Genomic DNA, 14,115 nt, shown 5'->3' with positions numbered 1-14,115 from the left:
AAGACGACCACGTGGATAGGCTGGATGTGCAAGCGCGGTAACGCGCTGAGCTGACCAGTACTAATCGCTCGATCGGCTTGATCGCTCTCATGATCCGTGTCCGGATCAACCCAACCACAACACGATGAAGACGCGCGAACCAGCCACCCGGCTGCCACTCGCAAAAACATGCTTGCCGGACGACGTGCTTGGCCGGTCTGGTGGTCAGAGCGGGGTGATCAGAACCCGATCCCATCTCGAACTCGGCCGTTAACCGCCCCAGCGCCCATGGTACTGTGTCTCAAGACACGGGAGAGTCGGTCACCGCCAGACCTGCCAAGCACGTCATACATTCCCTCGTCACGATCCGAACCACGAAGCCCGCCAGGCGTAAGTCTGGCGGGCTTCGTCGTGTTCGGCCCCCTTCCCTTACGGCGTTCCCCGCTCCATCGCCGCTCCTGCCTTGCCGATGCGTCTCGTCGAACGGCTTCAGCCGTGCCGCGGGGCCAACGGCTCTACGACCGGAATGACCCGCAATGCTTGCGGTGTTCACGGGCAGCCGGAGGACCGACCGGGATGAGCGCGTCGGTGTTACCTGCGGACGGACAGCGCAGGCTCCATATCCAACGGGGTCGACGCGACTACAGCACGCGAAACTCAAGCCGCGCGAGCCACCAGGAGGGGCGGCAGGGCCTTGAGATCGAGAGGCTTCGACAGGAAGCCGTCGAAGCCCGCCGCGCGGGCGGCGGCTTCGTCCTCGGCCTGGACGTTGGCGGTCAGCGCGACGAGCCGCAGGCGGGGCAGGTTCCGGTCGATCTCGTGGCGACGGACCTGCCGCGCGGTCTCGAGCCCGTCGAGGATCGGCATGCGGATATCGATGAGGGCGAGATCGAACGGCGTCGGCGAGGTGGCCGCCTCCTGCATCCGTGCCACTGCTTCCGCACCGTCGCGGGCCCACAGCACGCGAGCGCCGAGGCGCTCCAGCGCCTTGGTGGCCAGGAGCGCGTTGATCGGGTTGTCCTCCGCCAGCAGCACCCTCGGCCGATGGGAGGCCGGCCGGATCTGCTCCTTTTCCACCTGCGGCGCCACGATCCGCGGCGGCGCCGGCTCGGCGAGGCGGGCGAGCAGCGACGTGAGCCGCACCGGCTTGATCAGGTAGCGGTCGAAGCCCGCCGCCGCCGGAGAGCCGAAATCGCGTCGGTCGAACGGCGACAGCAGCACGATGCTGCGGGCGATGCCCGATTGCCGGGCCGCGGCAGCGACCCGACGGACCGCCACGTCGCCGAGGGCCCGGTCGGCGATCACGGCCGTGAAGGCGTTTTCCCTCGACAGAGCCGCCAGGGCCGCCGCCTCGGTCTCCACCACCACCGCGGCGGCGCCGGCCCGTCCGAGGCGGCGCGCGATGTAGGGCGCCTCGAAGGTGGCTGCAGCGACCACCAGGACGCTGTGCCCCGCGAGATCGGGAGCGTCCGGCCGCACCCGGCCCGAACCTTGCGCCAGTGGCAGATGCACCCGGAAGCAGCTCCCCTCGCCCGGCTCCGACACGACGTCGAGGCGTCCGCCCATGCGCTCGACGAGGCGCGTGGTGATGGCGAGCCCGAGACCCGTTCCCTCGTGACGCCGGCTGGCGCTGCCGTCGCCCTGCTCGAACTCCTGGAAGAGCACCGGCAGGCGGTCCGCGGGAATGCCCGGGCCGGTATCGTGGACGGCGAGCGTCAGCCCCTCCGGCCCCCAGGCGGCCGTGATGCCGACGCCGCCGGCATCGGTGAACTTCACCGCGTTGCCCGCAAGGTTGATCAGGATCTGCCGCACCCGGTCGGCATCGCCGACAAGGGCTGCCGGCAAAACCTCGATGTCGGCGGCGATCTCCAGGCCCTTGTCCTGGGCACGGGGTGCCAGCAACTCGACCACGCTCTCGACCAGGGCCGCCGGGTCGAACGGCTCCGCCGCGAGGTCGAGGCGGCCGGCCTCGATCTTCGAGAAATCGAGGATGCCGTCGATGAGCGAGAGGAGCGCCTCGCCGGAGGTCTTCACCGCCGCGGCGTAGGTGCGCTGCTCGGGGTTCAGGGGTGTTTCGAGCATCAGGTCGGCCATGCCCATGATGCCGTTGAGCGGCGTGCGAAACTCGTGGCTGACGCTGGCGAGGAAGCGGGATTTCGCCACGCTGGCCGCCTCGGCCCGGCTGCGGGCCTCCTCCAGGTAGCGGGCGGACTCGACACGCTCGGTGACGTCGCGGCCCGCCCGCAGCACCTCGGGCCGGCCGTCGCGCCCGGTGGTCACGGTCTCGACGAAGGCGAACCAGCGCGGGGAGCCGCCGCCGGCGGGAACGATCGCCAAGTCGACCAGGCGGGCCCCGTCCGCCCGCTGGCGCATCTCGCCGGATTCCGCCACCTCCACCTCCCGGGCGGTGCCTAGCAGCGCCTCCGGCGTGGTGCCGAGCAGGGCGGCAAAGCCGTGATTGGCGAAGGTGATGCGGCCCTCGGCATCGCGCTGGACCACGAGCTCGATCTGCGCCTCGACCAGGCTGCGGTAGCGCTCCTCGCTCTCCGAGGTGCGCCAGACGAGGTCGTGCAGGCGCTCGACCTCGCCGTCCCGCCGGCTCCGGCGCGCGCCGCTCCAGCGCACCGCGAGCCAGGCGAGGACCGCCGAGACACCGATCACCGCGCAGAGCCCCACCATCCCGCATCCTCCAGCGTCCTCACCGAGGTTAGGCGAACGGGGCTGAAGGATGGGTTGGGAAAGTCGTTGAGCCGCAAGTTCAGCCGATGGCCGGGATTCGAGGGATGCGGATGACGGTTCGTTGACCTTGCCCGTCACGCCGCGGCCGGCCGCCGGTCGCTCCGGCTGCGGTATGACAGGGCCTCGGCCAGGTGGAGCCGGCGCACCCGGGCCTCGCCGTCGAGGTCGGCGAGCGTGCGGGCGACGCGCAGGACCCGGTGGAAGCCGCGGGCCGAGAGCCGCATCGCGTCGGCCGCGTCGCGGATCAGCGCCATGCCCTCCGCGTCGGGCCGTGCGGCCTCCTCGATCAGGGTCGCCGGACAGGAGGCGTTGGTGGTACCGGCCGGCTGGCCAGCCTCGGCGTAGCGCCGCTCCTGCAGGGCGCGGGCCGCGGCGACGCGGACGGCGGCCTCGGCCGAGCCCTCGTCGGGCGGCGGCAGGATCAGGTCGGCGGCGGTGACGGCCGGAACCTCGATCTGCAGGTCGATCCGGTCGAGGAGCGGGCCGGAGAGCCGGGCCTGGTACTGGGCGACGCAACGCTCGTTGGGGCCGCGCCGGCAGGCGAAGCCGGGCTCGGTCGCCTGGCCGCAGCGGCACGGGTTCATCGCCGCGACGAGCTGGAACCGGGCCGGGTAGGTGACCCGGTGGTTGGCCCGGGCGATCATCACGTTTCCGGTCTCGAGCGGCTGGCGCAGGGAATCGAGCACCTGGCCGTTGAACTCGGGCAACTCGTCGAGGAAGAGCACGCCGCCATGGGCGAGCGAGACCTCGCCGGGCCGCGCACCGAGGCCGCCGCCGACCAGAGCCGCCATCGAGGCGGAGTGATGCGGCGCCCGGAACGGCCGGCGGTTCGACAGCGCACCGTCCTTCAGCGTCCCGGCCACCGACTGGATCATCGAGACTTCGAGGAGCTCGCGGGGCCCGAGCGGCGGCAGGATCGAGGGCAGCCGGGATGCGAGCATCGACTTGCCGGCGCCCGGCGGGCCGTTCATCAAGAGGTTGTGCGCGCCGGCCGCGGCGATCTCGAGCGCGCGCTTGGCGCCCTCCTGGCCCTTGATGTCGCGCAGATCCGGCAGCACGCCGGCCGGGGCGGCCACCGCCGGCACGGGCCGGGCCATCACCTGCGTGCCCTTGAAGTGGTTGGCGAGCTGGATCAGCGAGCGGGGTGCCAGCACGTCCATGTCGCCGGCGGCCCAGGCGGCTTCCGGGCCGCTCGCCGCCGGGCAGATCAGGCCGAGCCCCCGTGCATTGGCCGCCATCGCGGCCGGCAGCACGCCCGCCACCGCCGTGAGGCTGCCGTCGAGCGCCAGCTCGCCGAGCACGCAATAGCCGGAGAGCGCGTCCGCCGGCAGGGCGCCGATGGCGCACATCATGCCGAGCGCGATCGGCAGGTCGTAGTGCGAGCCTTCCTTGGGCAGGTCGGCGGGGGCGAGGTTGACGGTGATGCGCTTGGCCGGCAGCGCGAGACCGGAGGCGATCAGGGCCGAGCGCACTCGCTCGCGGGATTCGGCCACCGCCTTGTCGGGCAATCCGACCACCGTGAAGGCGACGGCGCCGGGCGTGATCTGCACCTGGACGTCGACGGCGCGTGCCTCGATTCCCTCGAAGGCGACGGTGGCGACGCGGGTGACCATGCGGGCGGGACTTTCGGGCTGCTGTCCTGCCGTAACGTTAGTGGGCGCACCCACCGGGTACAACCCAGATCTGAAAAACAGTTCTCCTGACACGAAAAAGCCCGGCGCGAGGGCCGGGCCATTTCCTCTCGGTCCCCGGACCCCGTACGCCCGTCGGCGCGACGCGGATCCGTGGCGAAGCGTTGCGCTGGCGCGCGTTACGCCTGGGCGGCCTGCAGGCCCTTCACGCGGGCGGCGAGGCGCGAGACCTTCCGAGACGCGGTGTTCTTGTGCACGATCCCCTTCTGGGAGGCGCGCATGATCTCGGGCTCGGCGCTGCGCAGGGCGGTCATGGCGGTGCCGTGATCGCCGGACTCGATCGCCTCTTCGACCTTGCGGATGAAGGTGCGCATGCGGCTGCGGCGCGAGCGGTTGACTGCCGTACGCTTGGCAATCTTGCGGGTCATCTTCTTGGCCGACACGGTGTTGGCCATCGGCGTTCCTCATTCTCAAAGCGAGGCCCGAGCGATCCCGGCGGGATCGTGGCGTCGCGTGTCAGGGCATGGAAGCACGGGCAACCCGCCGGACGAAAGCCCGCAGGTCCGCGATCCGCGGTCTATAGACGCGACCGGGTGGATCGTCAACGCCGGACTCTCTCCGGCATCGGAACACCCTGACGCGTCATTGGTTGAGCTTCTCACAAGACACGGGAGATCACCATGATCCGCTCCGCTTCCCTCCTCGCCGCCGGCCTTCTCGCGCTCGGCGCCGTCGCGGTCCCGCACCAGGCCGAGGCCAAGGGCTGCATCAAGGGCGCCATCGTCGGCGGGCTCGCCGGCAAGGCGGTCGGCCACGGCAAGGCCGGCGCCGCGGCCGGCTGCGCCGTCGGCCACCACAACGCCAACAAGAAGGCGAGCCAGGCCCAGGGCCAGTAAGCGCAGGGTCCTTGGGCACAGGGTCCTTGGGCGCAGGGTCCTTGGGCGCAAGGTCCTTGGGCGCGGGCCGGTAGGCCGCGCCCGGCGACGGGATTATAAGGGGGCGGCTCCGGGAACGGGGCCGCCCTTTCGCGTGTGGAGCCCGCATGACGTCCCCCGACGGCGCCCTGGTCCTGTTTTCCGGCGGACAGGATTCCGCCACCTGCCTCGCCTGGGCCCTCGACCGCTTCGCCCATGTCGAGACACTCGGCTTCGATTACGGCCAGCGCCACCGCATCGAGCTCGATTGCCGCGCGCAGCTGCGGGCCGAGATGACCCGGATCGTGCCCGCCTTCGCCGGGCGGCTCGGCGACGACCACACGCTCTCCCTCGGGGCGCTCGGCGAGGTGTCCGAGACCGCGCTCACCCGGGACACCGCCATCGCCATGGAGGCAGGCGGCCTGCCCAACACCTTCGTGCCGGGCCGCAACCTCGTCTTCCTGACCTTCGCGGCGGCCCTGGCCTACCGGCGCGGCCTGCGCCACATCGTCGGGGGCATGTGCGAGACGGATTTTTCCGGTTACCCCGATTGCCGCGACGACACGATCAAGGCGCTGCAGGTGGCGCTGAACCTCGGCATGGATCGCCGCTTCGTGCTGCACACGCCCTTGATGTGGATCGACAAGGCCGAGACCTGGCGGCTCGCACGCGATCTGGGCGGCGAGGCCCTGGTCGACCTGATCGTGCGCGAGAGCCACACCTGCTATCTCGGCGAGCGCGGCGCGCTGCATGCCTGGGGCCATGGCTGCGGCGCCTGCCCGGCCTGCGCGCTGCGTGCCGCCGGCTATGCGCGCTTCCGCGCCGAGGATGCGTGAGCCGCGCTTGCCCGCCGCCCTCCCGTTCGCGCAGAGTGCGCCGCAAAGAATGGGAGGACACCTGACATGACCGCCTGCATCGTCGGCTGGAGCCACACGCCGTTCGGCAAGCACGATTCCGAGACAGTCGAGAGCCTGATCGTCCGCGTGACGAACGAGGCGCTCGCCCATGCGGGGATCGGCCCACAGGACGTCGACGAGATCGTGCTCGGCCACTACAACGCCGGCTTCACCCCGCAGGACTTCACCGCCTCCCTGGTGCTCCAGGCCGATGACGGATTCCGGTTCAAGCCGGCGACCCGGGTCGAGAATGCCTGCGCCACCGGCTCGGCGGCGGTGCACCAGGGCATCAAGACCATCGAGGCCAAGCGCGCCCGGGTGGTGCTGGTGGTCGGCGTCGAGCAGATGACCCGCACGCCGGGCCCCGAGATCGGCAAGACCCTGCTGAAAGCGTCCTACCTGCCGGAGGACGGCGACAACCCGGCGGGCTTTGCCGGTGTGTTCGGCAACATCGCCGGTGCCTACTTCCAGCGCCACGGCGACCAGTCCGACGCGCTCGCGATGATCGCCGCCAAGAACCACCATAACGGCGTCCAGAACCCCTACGCACAGATGCGCAAGGATCTCGGCTTCGAGTTCTGCCGCACCGAATCCGACAAGAACCCGTTCGTGGCGGGCCCCCTCAAGCGCACCGACTGCTCGCTGGTCTCGGATGGCGCCGCCGCGGTCGTGCTCGCCGACACCGAGACCGCGCTCCGCATGCGCCGCGCCGTCGCCTTCCGGGCGACCGCCCATGCGCAGGACTTCCTGCCGATGTCGAAGCGCGACGTGCTGAAGTTCGAGGGCGCGGCCGCGGCCTGGGCGCGGGCGCTCGGCCAGGCCGGCATCACCCTCGACGACCTGTCGCTGGTCGAGACCCACGATTGCTTCACGGTGGCCGAGCTCATCGAGTACGAGGCGATGGGCCTGACCAAGGAGGGCCGCGGCGCCGACGCGATCCACGAGGGCTGGACCACCAAGGAGGGCAAGCTGCCGGTCAACGCGTCGGGCGGGCTGAAGGCCAAGGGCCACCCGATCGGCGCCACCGGCGTGTCGATGCATGCGCTGTCGGCGATGCAGCTCTGCGGCGAGGCCGGCGGCATGCAGATTCCCGACGCGACGCTCGCCGGGGTGTTCAACATGGGCGGCGTCGCGGTGGCGAACTACGTCAGCGTGCTCGAGCGCATCAAGTAGGGAATGGGGGTCGCAGGACCATGACGGCGTTCCTGGTCCTGCTGCTCGCCTACACGATCAGCCAGTTCGACCGCGGCTTCCTGGCGATGGTCGCGCCCGACCTCGGGCCCGACCTCGGTCTCGCGGCCTCCGACATGGCGCTGCTCTCGGCCGGCTGGTTCCTCGCCTTCGCGGTTGGCCAGGTGCCGACCGGGCTCCTCCTCGACCGGATCGGGCCGCGGCGCACCGTGGCGGGGTTCCTGGTGCTGGCGGCCCTCGGCGCCGGGCTCCTCGGCCTCGCCCAGGGCTTTGCCGGTGCCGCCGGCGCCATGGCGCTGATCGGCCTCGGCTGCGCGCCGGCCCTGATGGGCGGGCTCTACCTGTTCGGGCGGTCCTATCCGCCCGAGCGCTTCGCCATGCTGTCCTCGCTGATGATCGGGCTCGGCACCTCGGGCGACCTCCTCGGCTCCACGCCGCTGGCGCTCGCCAGCCACGCCTTCGGCTGGCGCACGATCCTGTTCGGGCTCGCCCTCGTCACCCTGGCGGCGGCGGGTCTGATCCTGCGGCTGATCGAGGACCCGCCGCGTCTGGCCGATCCGGCCAAGGGCTCGGACAAGAGTTCGGACAGGACATCGGTCTGGCGCGGCTTCGCGGACGTCGCCCGGATGCGGGCCCTGTGGCCGGTCTTCCCGGTGGTGTTCGTGAGCTACGCCGTCGTCATCGCGACCCGCTCGCTCTGGGTCGGGTCGTATCTCGGCGCCGTCCACGGCCTCGACGCGCTCCAGCGCGGCAACGGCACGCTGGCGATGAGCGCCGCCATGGCGGCCGGCGCGATCGGGTACGGGCCGCTGGAAAGGCTGGTGCGCGATCCCAAGCGCACGGCCTTCGCGGGGTGCCTCGTGACCGGGCTGGCGCTCTCGGGGCTCGGCGTGTTCGGCAGCGGCTCCACCGCGCTGGCCGTCGCGCTCCTGGCACTGACCGGTGCGGCCGGCCTGAGCTACGGGATCCTGATGGCCCATGCCCGGCGGTTCTTCCCGGCCCACCTGCTGGGGCGCGGCGTCGCCTTCATGAACATCGTCTTCATGGGCGGGGCGGCGGCGATCCAGGGCCTGTCGGCCCTGTTCGTGCTCGAGACCGGCGGCCTCGGCCCCGACGCGCTCTACGGCCGGCTCTTCCTGGCCTACGGGCTGGCGCTCCTCGCCGCCACCGCGATCTATGCGGCCGCGCCGCGGGAGCCGGCCTTCGGGTCGCGCGCTCCCGGTGACCCAGAGCGCGGGACGAACGGCGCTACCCCGCCTCCCCCGGCGTCCGCGCCCGCAGCGCCAGGGCGTGGAGCCCGCGCTTGAAGGCATCGTCGAGGAGCGCGTTCACCATGCGGTGGCGCTCGACCCGGCTCTTTCCCTCGAAGGCCGCCGATACCACATCGAGCCGGAAGTGAGTTTCCCCGCCTTCCCGCCAGCCGGAATGGCCGGCATGCTGGTGTGATTCGTCGACGACGCTGAGCGCCGTCGGCGCCAGCCGCTCGTCCAGCGTCGTCCTGATCCAGTCGCCCAGGCTCATCGCGCACCCGTCGTTAACCCGCTTCGGATCGAGTGACCGGAGCGGGCATCCCCCGTCAAGCCGTCCTGTTCCGCCTGCGGCATCAGGCCCGGAGCCCTTGTGCCCGTCCCCCCGCCCCTCATAATCGCCCCGTCATGGATCTGAACTCGCCCCTGTTCGACCGCATCCGCATCCGGCCCTCGTGCGACGAGCCGAAGAAGGCCGAGGGTCCGGCCTGCGACCGGCCGGGCTGCACCCAGCCGGGGCTCCACAAGGCGCCCAAGGGGCGCAAGCAGGAGGGCCAGTACTGGCGCTTCTGCATGCAGCACGTGCGCGAGTACAATGCGTCCTACAACTATTTCGACGGGATGAACGACGCCGCCGTCCAGGCCTACCAGAAGGACGCGGTGATCGGGCACCGGCCGACCTGGGCGATGGGCGTCAATCCCGGCGGAAAGACCGGCGCGAAGCCCGACACGCCGCAGCGCGACTGGGACTACGTCGATCCCCTCGGCATCCTGCGCGGCGAGGGCGCGGGCCCCGCCGCCTCGCGCCGCGCCCGGGCGGAACCGCCACCGCCGCGCTACTCGGCGCCGGTGCGCAAGGCGCTCGACGTGCTCGGCCTCGACGAGAGCGCCGACTCCGCGGCGATCAAGGCGCAGTACAAGGTGCTGGTGAAGCGCTTCCACCCCGATGCCAACGGCGGCGACCGCTCGTTCGAAGACCGCCTGCGCGACATCATCAAGGCGCACGACACCCTGCGGGGCGCCGGCCTGTGCTGAGCCCGTCCCGGCTGCCGGCTTCCGGGTCGCCGGCCTCCTGGCCGGTCCCGCGCCGGGCACGGATCTCGCATCCCTGATCCGGCGCGAAGGGGGGTCGAAACGCGGCGCCTGCCCCATATATCCGGGTCAGGCACGTTTGCGCCGGCTTCCCCCGCAGCTTAAGGACAAGCGGCGCCCGCCGGTCTCCTCCGCGCCGTCGCGACATTCGCAGGCCACCCATGCCGGGCCGGCCTGCCCCGACGAGGCTCCGTATGCTTGCTGAAGACACGCCACCCGCACTCCCGGACACGACCGTCTCGGTGCGCAAGGTGTTCGGGATCGATTCGAACCTCGAGGTCCCGGCCTTCTCGGCCACCGACGAGCACGTGCCGGATCTCGATCCGGACTACCTGTTCGACCGCGAGACCACCCTGGCGATCCTGGCCGGCTTCGCCCGCAACCGCCGGGTGATGATCACCGGCTATCACGGCACCGGCAAGTCCACCCACATCGAGCAGGTCGCGGCCCGGCTGAACTGGCCCTGCATCCGCATCAACCTCGACAGCCACGTCTCGCGCATCGACCTCGTCGGCAAGGACGCGATCGTGCTCAAGGACGGCAAGCAGGTCACCGCCTTCCAGGACGGCATCCTGCCCTGGGCGCTGCAGAACAACGTCGCGCTGGTCTTCGACGAGTACGATGCCGGCCGGCCGGACGTGATGTTCGTGATCCAGCGCGTGCTCGAGGTTTCGGGCCGCCTGACGCTCCTCGACCAGAAGCGGGTGATCCGGCCCCATCCCGGTTTCCGCCTGTTCGCCACCGCCAACACGGTCGGCCTCGGCGACACCTCGGGCCTGTATCACGGCACCCAGCAGATCAACCAGGGCCAGATGGACCGCTGGTCGATCGTCACCACCCTCAACTACCTGCCGCACGACCGCGAGGTCGACATCGTGCTCTCGAAGGCGCCGCATTACCGCGGCGAGGGCGGGCGCGACATCGTCAACAAGATGGTGCGTGTGGCCGACCTCACCCGCAACGCCTTCATCAACGGCGACCTGTCGACCGTGATGAGCCCGCGCACGGTGATCACCTGGGCCGAGAACGCCGACATCTTCAACGATATCGGCTTCGCGTTCCGGGTCACCTTCCTCAACAAGTGCGACGAGCTGGAGCGCGCGCTGGTGGCCGAGTTCTACCAGCGCTCCTTCGGCAAGGAGCTGCCCGAGAGCGCGGTCAACGTCGCGCTGAGCTGACGGCGCCGGACCCATCGTCCGACGGCCGAACCCGATTCCGCCGCGCGAGCGCCCCGTCAGGGTGCCCGTGCGGCGGAACCGGCCCGGCCGGGACGACGATGGTGCCCCCCGGGCGCTCGTGCGGCAGGCCTCGATGCTGCACCCCTTCGACCTCGACTCGCTGAAGAAGTAGCCGCGCCATGTCCATCTCCAACCGCAAGCCCGGCGAGAAGCGCGAGTCCGTCGCCGAGCCGCTGAAGCGCTCGGTGGCCGGGACGCTGCGGGCCATCGCCCGCAAGGCCGAGATCGAGGTCACCTTCGCGACCGACCGGCCGGCGCTTACCGGCGACAAGGCCCGCCTGCCCGAGCCGCCGCGCAAGCTCTCCCCGGGCGACGTCGCGATCCTGCGCGGCCACGCCGATTCGATGGCGCTGCGCCTCGCCTGCCACGACAACACCGTCCACCGCCGCCTGGCGCCCGAGAACGCCGCCGCCCGCGCGGTCTACGACGCGGTCGAGCAGGCCCGGGTCGAGGCGATCGGCTCTCGCCGGATGGCCGGTGTGGCCGGCAACCTCACGGCGATGCTGGAGGACCGCTACCACCGCGGCGGCAAGTACGAGGAGATCACCGACCGGGCCGACGCGCCGCTGGAAGATGCCGTCGCCCTGATGGTGCGAGAGCGCCTGACCGGTCAGGCGCCGCCGCAGGCCGCGCAGCGCATCGTCGGGCTGTGGCGCGAGTTCATCGAGGACCGCGCCGGGCGCAACCTCGACGGGCTGATGGGGACCATCGAGGACCAGCGCGCCTTCGCCCGCTCGGTGCGCGACCTGCTCTCCTCCCTCGACATGGCGGACGAGGCCCCCCTCGACCCCGACGACGAGGAGAACGACGACGAGAACGAGGCCGAGTCCGACGAGCAGCAGGCCGGCGAGGGCGAGGCCGAGCAGCAGAGCCAGGGCGACCGGGCCGAGATGGAGGTCTCGGACGAGGCCTCCGACGAGATCGAGGAAGGCGCCACCGAGGCCGCCGACGCGCCGTCGGGCGAGTTGCCGGAGGATGCCGAGGACGCCGATTCGGAGGACGCCTCCGAGTCGTGGCGCCCGCCGGGCCCGCGGGCGAACGAGCCGCGCGGCCCCGACTACAAGGTGTTCTCGCAGAAATACGACGAGGTCATCCACGCCGAGGACCTGTGCGACGCCGACGAGCTGGCGCGCCTGCGCTCCTATCTCGACAAGCAGCTCGCCCACCTGCAGGGCGTGGTTGGGCGGCTGGCCAACCGCCTGCAGCGGCGGCTCCTGGCGCAGCAGAACCGCGCCTGGGAGTTCGACCTGGAGGAAGGCCAGCTCGACCCGGCCCGCCTCGTGCGCGTGGTGATCGATCCCCACCAGCCGCTCTCGTTCAAGCACGAGAAGGACACCAACTTCCGCGACACGGTCGTCACCCTGCTCCTCGACAATTCGGGCTCGATGCGCGGCCGGCCGATCACCGTGGCGGCGACCTGCGCCGACATCCTGGCCCGCACGCTGGAGCGCTGCGGCGTCAAGGTCGAGATCCTCGGCTTCACCACCCGGGCCTGGAAGGGCGGGCAGTCGCGCGAGGCGTGGCTGCAATCGGGCAAGCCGCCGACCCCGGGCCGCCTCAACGACCTGCGCCACATCGTCTACAAGTCGGCCGACGCACCGTGGCGGCGGGCGCGCAAGAACCTCGGGCTGATGATGCGCGAGGGCCTGCTCAAGGAGAACATCGACGGCGAGGCCCTGGACTGGGCCCACAAGCGCCTGCTCGGCCGGCCCGAGCAGCGCCGGATCCTGATGGTGATCTCCGACGGCGCCCCGGTCGACGACTCGACCCTCTCGGTCAATCCGGGCAACTACCTGGAGCGCCACCTGCGCTACGTGATCGACGAGATCGAGACCCGCTCGCCGGTGGAGTTGCTGGCCATCGGCATCGGCCACGACGTGACCCGCTACTACCGCCGGGCCGTCACCATCATCGATGCCGAGGAGCTCGGCGGGGTGATGACCGAGAAGCTGGCCGAGTTGTTCGAGGAGGATGGCGGCCCGGCGCCGAGGCGCAGGATGGCGGCGGGCGGGCGGCGGTAGGGCCTGCGGCTCGTCCCATCCACGACCTCATCCTGAGGTGTTAGCCGATCGCAGATCGACTGACCTCGAAGGAGGGCTCCAGAGACCTCTGCGTCATCTGGAGCCCTCCTTCGAGGCCGCTGCGCGGCACCTCAGGATGAGGTTGCGAGTGGGAAGACGGCATGATCGCCAAGCCTCGAGCCCAACGCGAAAAACCCCCGGGTGCCAGCGGCACATCCGGGGGTTTTTCGTCATCGTCCCGCGGAAGGAGGCGCCGGGCGCCTCCATCGCGAGGACGATCAGGCCGCCTCGGCGAGCTTCTTCTCGATCTCGCGCTTCAGCAGGCGGGCGTTCTGGGACAGCTCGGTCTCGCCGGCCTTGACCAGGAACGCGTCGAGGCCGCCGCGGTGCTCGACCGTGCGCAGGGCGTTCGCCGAGACGCGCAGGCGGACCGAACGGCCGAGCGTGTCGGACAGCAGCGTGACGTTGCACAGGTTCGGGAGGAACCGGCGCTTGGTCTTGTGGTTCGAGTGGCTCACGAGGTGGCCGGTGAGCACCCCCTTACCGGTGAGCTCGCAGCGACGCGACATGGTCTTCTATCCTCAACTGGTCATCGTTCGGCGAGGGACCACGCAACGCGAGAGCCGGGCGTGCTGCGCACCCCGGCATGAACCGGACCCCGCGAAGTCCCTGGAAAGCACGCGCCTATAGAGGTGGAAGGCGGGTCCCGTCAAGGCGGGAGCCGCCGATCGCGAGGGGCGCAAGGCCTCGTCGCCTCCGGTTTTCGCAGCCCGCGGGCACTCCGGTCAAGCGGTCCGGGCGGCGCCGACAGGGCAATCGCTTCAGCCTCGGTGCGGGTTTGGGCTGCGCGAGGCGGAGGATGGTGGTTCACCTGGGGCTTGGCGTTCTGCGAGGCCCCATGCCGTCATCGCTGTCGATCCTCGACCACTTCTCCGCCCTGGAGGATCCGCGCCAGCATTGGCGGGTGATCTACCCGCTGCCCGAGATCCTGCTGCTGGTGTTGTGCGCCACGCTCTGCGGCATGGACGATTTCGTCGAGATCCGGCTGTGGGGTGACCAGCGCCTGGACTTCCTGCGTCGCTTTCTGCCTTACGCGCGCGGCTTGCCCGCCCACGATACCCTCAACGACGTCATCAACGCGCTCGACGCCGACCTCTTCAAGACCTG

At 70.9% G+C, this 14,115-nt stretch carries 13 protein-coding genes and 2 rRNA genes; 10 read left to right on the top strand and 5 right to left on the bottom strand.

The annotated features are described in order from the left end of the window. Together BMX97_RS31660 and rrf are read left to right on the top strand one after the other, a co-directional pair. A 23S ribosomal RNA gene (locus BMX97_RS31660) occupies positions 1-85 on the top strand; the annotation flags it as partial. A 111-nt stretch (positions 86-196) separates the two neighbouring features. After that, positions 197-312: ribosomal RNA gene (rrf, locus tag BMX97_RS31655) — 5S ribosomal RNA — on the top strand. A gap of 324 nt (positions 313-636) precedes the next feature. Here rrf and BMX97_RS31650 read toward each other — a convergent pair. The 3 genes from BMX97_RS31650 to rpsT form a co-directional block, all read right to left on the bottom strand. Further along, positions 637-2,658 (bottom strand): ATP-binding protein, encoded by a 2,022-nt coding sequence (locus tag BMX97_RS31650; RefSeq protein ID WP_091755062.1) that lies wholly within the window; start codon positions 2,656-2,658, stop codon positions 637-639. A 134-nt stretch (positions 2,659-2,792) separates the two neighbouring features. After that, complete coding sequence (locus BMX97_RS31645; protein WP_091755061.1) at positions 2,793-4,331, bottom strand: YifB family Mg chelatase-like AAA ATPase; 1,539 nt, start codon at positions 4,329-4,331, stop codon at positions 2,793-2,795. A gap of 197 nt (positions 4,332-4,528) precedes the next feature. Further along, a complete protein-coding gene (rpsT, locus tag BMX97_RS31640) occupies positions 4,529-4,804 on the bottom strand; it encodes a 30S ribosomal protein S20 (protein ID WP_060848831.1) in 276 nt (91 codons plus the stop codon). A 225-nt stretch (positions 4,805-5,029) separates the two neighbouring features. Here rpsT and BMX97_RS31635 point away from each other — a divergent pair, with 225 nt between their 5' ends. The 4 genes from BMX97_RS31635 to BMX97_RS31620 all read left to right on the top strand — a co-directional run bounded on the left by BMX97_RS31635 (position 5,030) and on the right by BMX97_RS31620 (position 8,657). Beyond that, the gene (locus tag BMX97_RS31635) at positions 5,030-5,245 is read left to right on the top strand and encodes a hypothetical protein (RefSeq protein WP_060848832.1); all 216 of its coding nucleotides are present in this window, start codon (positions 5,030-5,032) and stop codon (positions 5,243-5,245) included. A 146-nt stretch (positions 5,246-5,391) separates the two neighbouring features. Next, positions 5,392-6,099, top strand: a complete 708-nt coding sequence (gene queC / locus BMX97_RS31630) for a 7-cyano-7-deazaguanine synthase QueC (RefSeq protein WP_091755060.1) — start codon at positions 5,392-5,394, stop codon at positions 6,097-6,099. Between the two features lie 66 nt (positions 6,100-6,165). Next, positions 6,166-7,332 carry an acetyl-CoA acetyltransferase gene (locus tag BMX97_RS31625; RefSeq protein WP_091755059.1) on the top strand — a complete coding sequence of 389 codons (1,167 nt, stop codon included), beginning with the start codon at positions 6,166-6,168 and terminating at the stop codon, positions 7,330-7,332. Between the two features lie 20 nt (positions 7,333-7,352). Beyond that, positions 7,353-8,657, top strand: coding sequence for an MFS transporter (locus BMX97_RS31620; protein ID WP_091755058.1), 1,305 nt, complete (start codon positions 7,353-7,355; stop codon positions 8,655-8,657). On the opposite strand, the gene BMX97_RS31615 is transcribed toward BMX97_RS31620, so the two are convergent. Next, complete coding sequence (locus BMX97_RS31615) at positions 8,599-8,871, bottom strand: BolA family protein (RefSeq protein WP_091755057.1); 273 nt, start codon at positions 8,869-8,871, stop codon at positions 8,599-8,601. The genes BMX97_RS31620 and BMX97_RS31615 overlap by 59 nt on opposite strands. Positions 8,872-9,005: 134 nt before the next feature. On the opposite strand from BMX97_RS31615, the gene BMX97_RS31610 reads away from it, so the two are divergent. The 3 genes from BMX97_RS31610 to cobT all read left to right on the top strand — a co-directional run bounded on the left by BMX97_RS31610 (position 9,006) and on the right by cobT (position 12,948). Further along, a complete protein-coding gene (locus BMX97_RS31610; RefSeq protein WP_091755056.1) occupies positions 9,006-9,632 on the top strand; it encodes a J domain-containing protein in 627 nt (208 codons plus the stop codon). A 251-nt stretch (positions 9,633-9,883) separates the two neighbouring features. Next, positions 9,884-10,867: a cobaltochelatase subunit CobS gene (gene cobS, locus BMX97_RS31605; protein ID WP_091755055.1), complete on the top strand. Its 984-nt coding sequence runs from the start codon at positions 9,884-9,886 to the stop codon at positions 10,865-10,867. A gap of 179 nt (positions 10,868-11,046) precedes the next feature. Beyond that, entirely contained in the window at positions 11,047-12,948 is a 1,902-nt protein-coding gene (gene cobT / locus BMX97_RS31600; RefSeq protein WP_091755054.1) for a cobaltochelatase subunit CobT, read from the top strand. A 278-nt stretch (positions 12,949-13,226) separates the two neighbouring features. Here cobT and rpmB read toward each other — a convergent pair whose 3' ends face one another. Next, positions 13,227-13,517: a 50S ribosomal protein L28 gene (rpmB, locus tag BMX97_RS31595; RefSeq protein WP_060848838.1), complete on the bottom strand. Its 291-nt coding sequence runs from the start codon at positions 13,515-13,517 to the stop codon at positions 13,227-13,229. A 329-nt stretch (positions 13,518-13,846) separates the two neighbouring features. Between rpmB and BMX97_RS31590 the strand changes: the two genes are divergently transcribed. Then, the coding region (locus tag BMX97_RS31590) for a transposase family protein (RefSeq protein WP_143074777.1) at positions 13,847-14,115 on the top strand (269 nt) is incomplete at its 3' end.

Source organism: Methylobacterium sp. ap11, assembly GCF_900110515.1.
GTDB lineage: Bacteria > Pseudomonadota > Alphaproteobacteria > Rhizobiales > Beijerinckiaceae > Methylobacterium > Methylobacterium ajmalii.
Note: the sequence above shows the minus strand (reverse complement) of the source record. Positions and strands in the feature narration are given on the sequence as shown.

What these genes read in the sequence shown, in the direction of transcription:
- BMX97_RS31650 (WP_091755062.1), bottom strand. Translation starts at nt 2,658, where the DNA reads ATGGTGGGGCTCTGCGCGGTGATCGGTGTCTCGGCGGTCCTCGCCTGG.
- BMX97_RS31645 (WP_091755061.1), bottom strand. Translation starts at nt 4,331, where the DNA reads ATGGTCACCCGCGTCGCCACCGTCGCCTTCGAGGGAATCGAGGCACGC.
- rpsT (WP_060848831.1), bottom strand. Translation starts at nt 4,804, where the DNA reads ATGGCCAACACCGTGTCGGCCAAGAAGATGACCCGCAAGATTGCCAAG.
- BMX97_RS31635 (WP_060848832.1), top strand. Translation starts at nt 5,030, where the DNA reads ATGATCCGCTCCGCTTCCCTCCTCGCCGCCGGCCTTCTCGCGCTCGGC.
- queC (WP_091755060.1), top strand. Translation starts at nt 5,392, where the DNA reads ATGACGTCCCCCGACGGCGCCCTGGTCCTGTTTTCCGGCGGACAGGAT.
- BMX97_RS31625 (WP_091755059.1), top strand. Translation starts at nt 6,166, where the DNA reads ATGACCGCCTGCATCGTCGGCTGGAGCCACACGCCGTTCGGCAAGCAC.
- BMX97_RS31620 (WP_091755058.1), top strand. Translation starts at nt 7,353, where the DNA reads ATGACGGCGTTCCTGGTCCTGCTGCTCGCCTACACGATCAGCCAGTTC.
- BMX97_RS31615 (WP_091755057.1), bottom strand. Translation starts at nt 8,871, where the DNA reads ATGAGCCTGGGCGACTGGATCAGGACGACGCTGGACGAGCGGCTGGCG.
- BMX97_RS31610 (WP_091755056.1), top strand. Translation starts at nt 9,006, where the DNA reads ATGGATCTGAACTCGCCCCTGTTCGACCGCATCCGCATCCGGCCCTCG.
- cobS (WP_091755055.1), top strand. Translation starts at nt 9,884, where the DNA reads ATGCTTGCTGAAGACACGCCACCCGCACTCCCGGACACGACCGTCTCG.
- cobT (WP_091755054.1), top strand. Translation starts at nt 11,047, where the DNA reads ATGTCCATCTCCAACCGCAAGCCCGGCGAGAAGCGCGAGTCCGTCGCC.
- rpmB (WP_060848838.1), bottom strand. Translation starts at nt 13,517, where the DNA reads ATGTCGCGTCGCTGCGAGCTCACCGGTAAGGGGGTGCTCACCGGCCAC.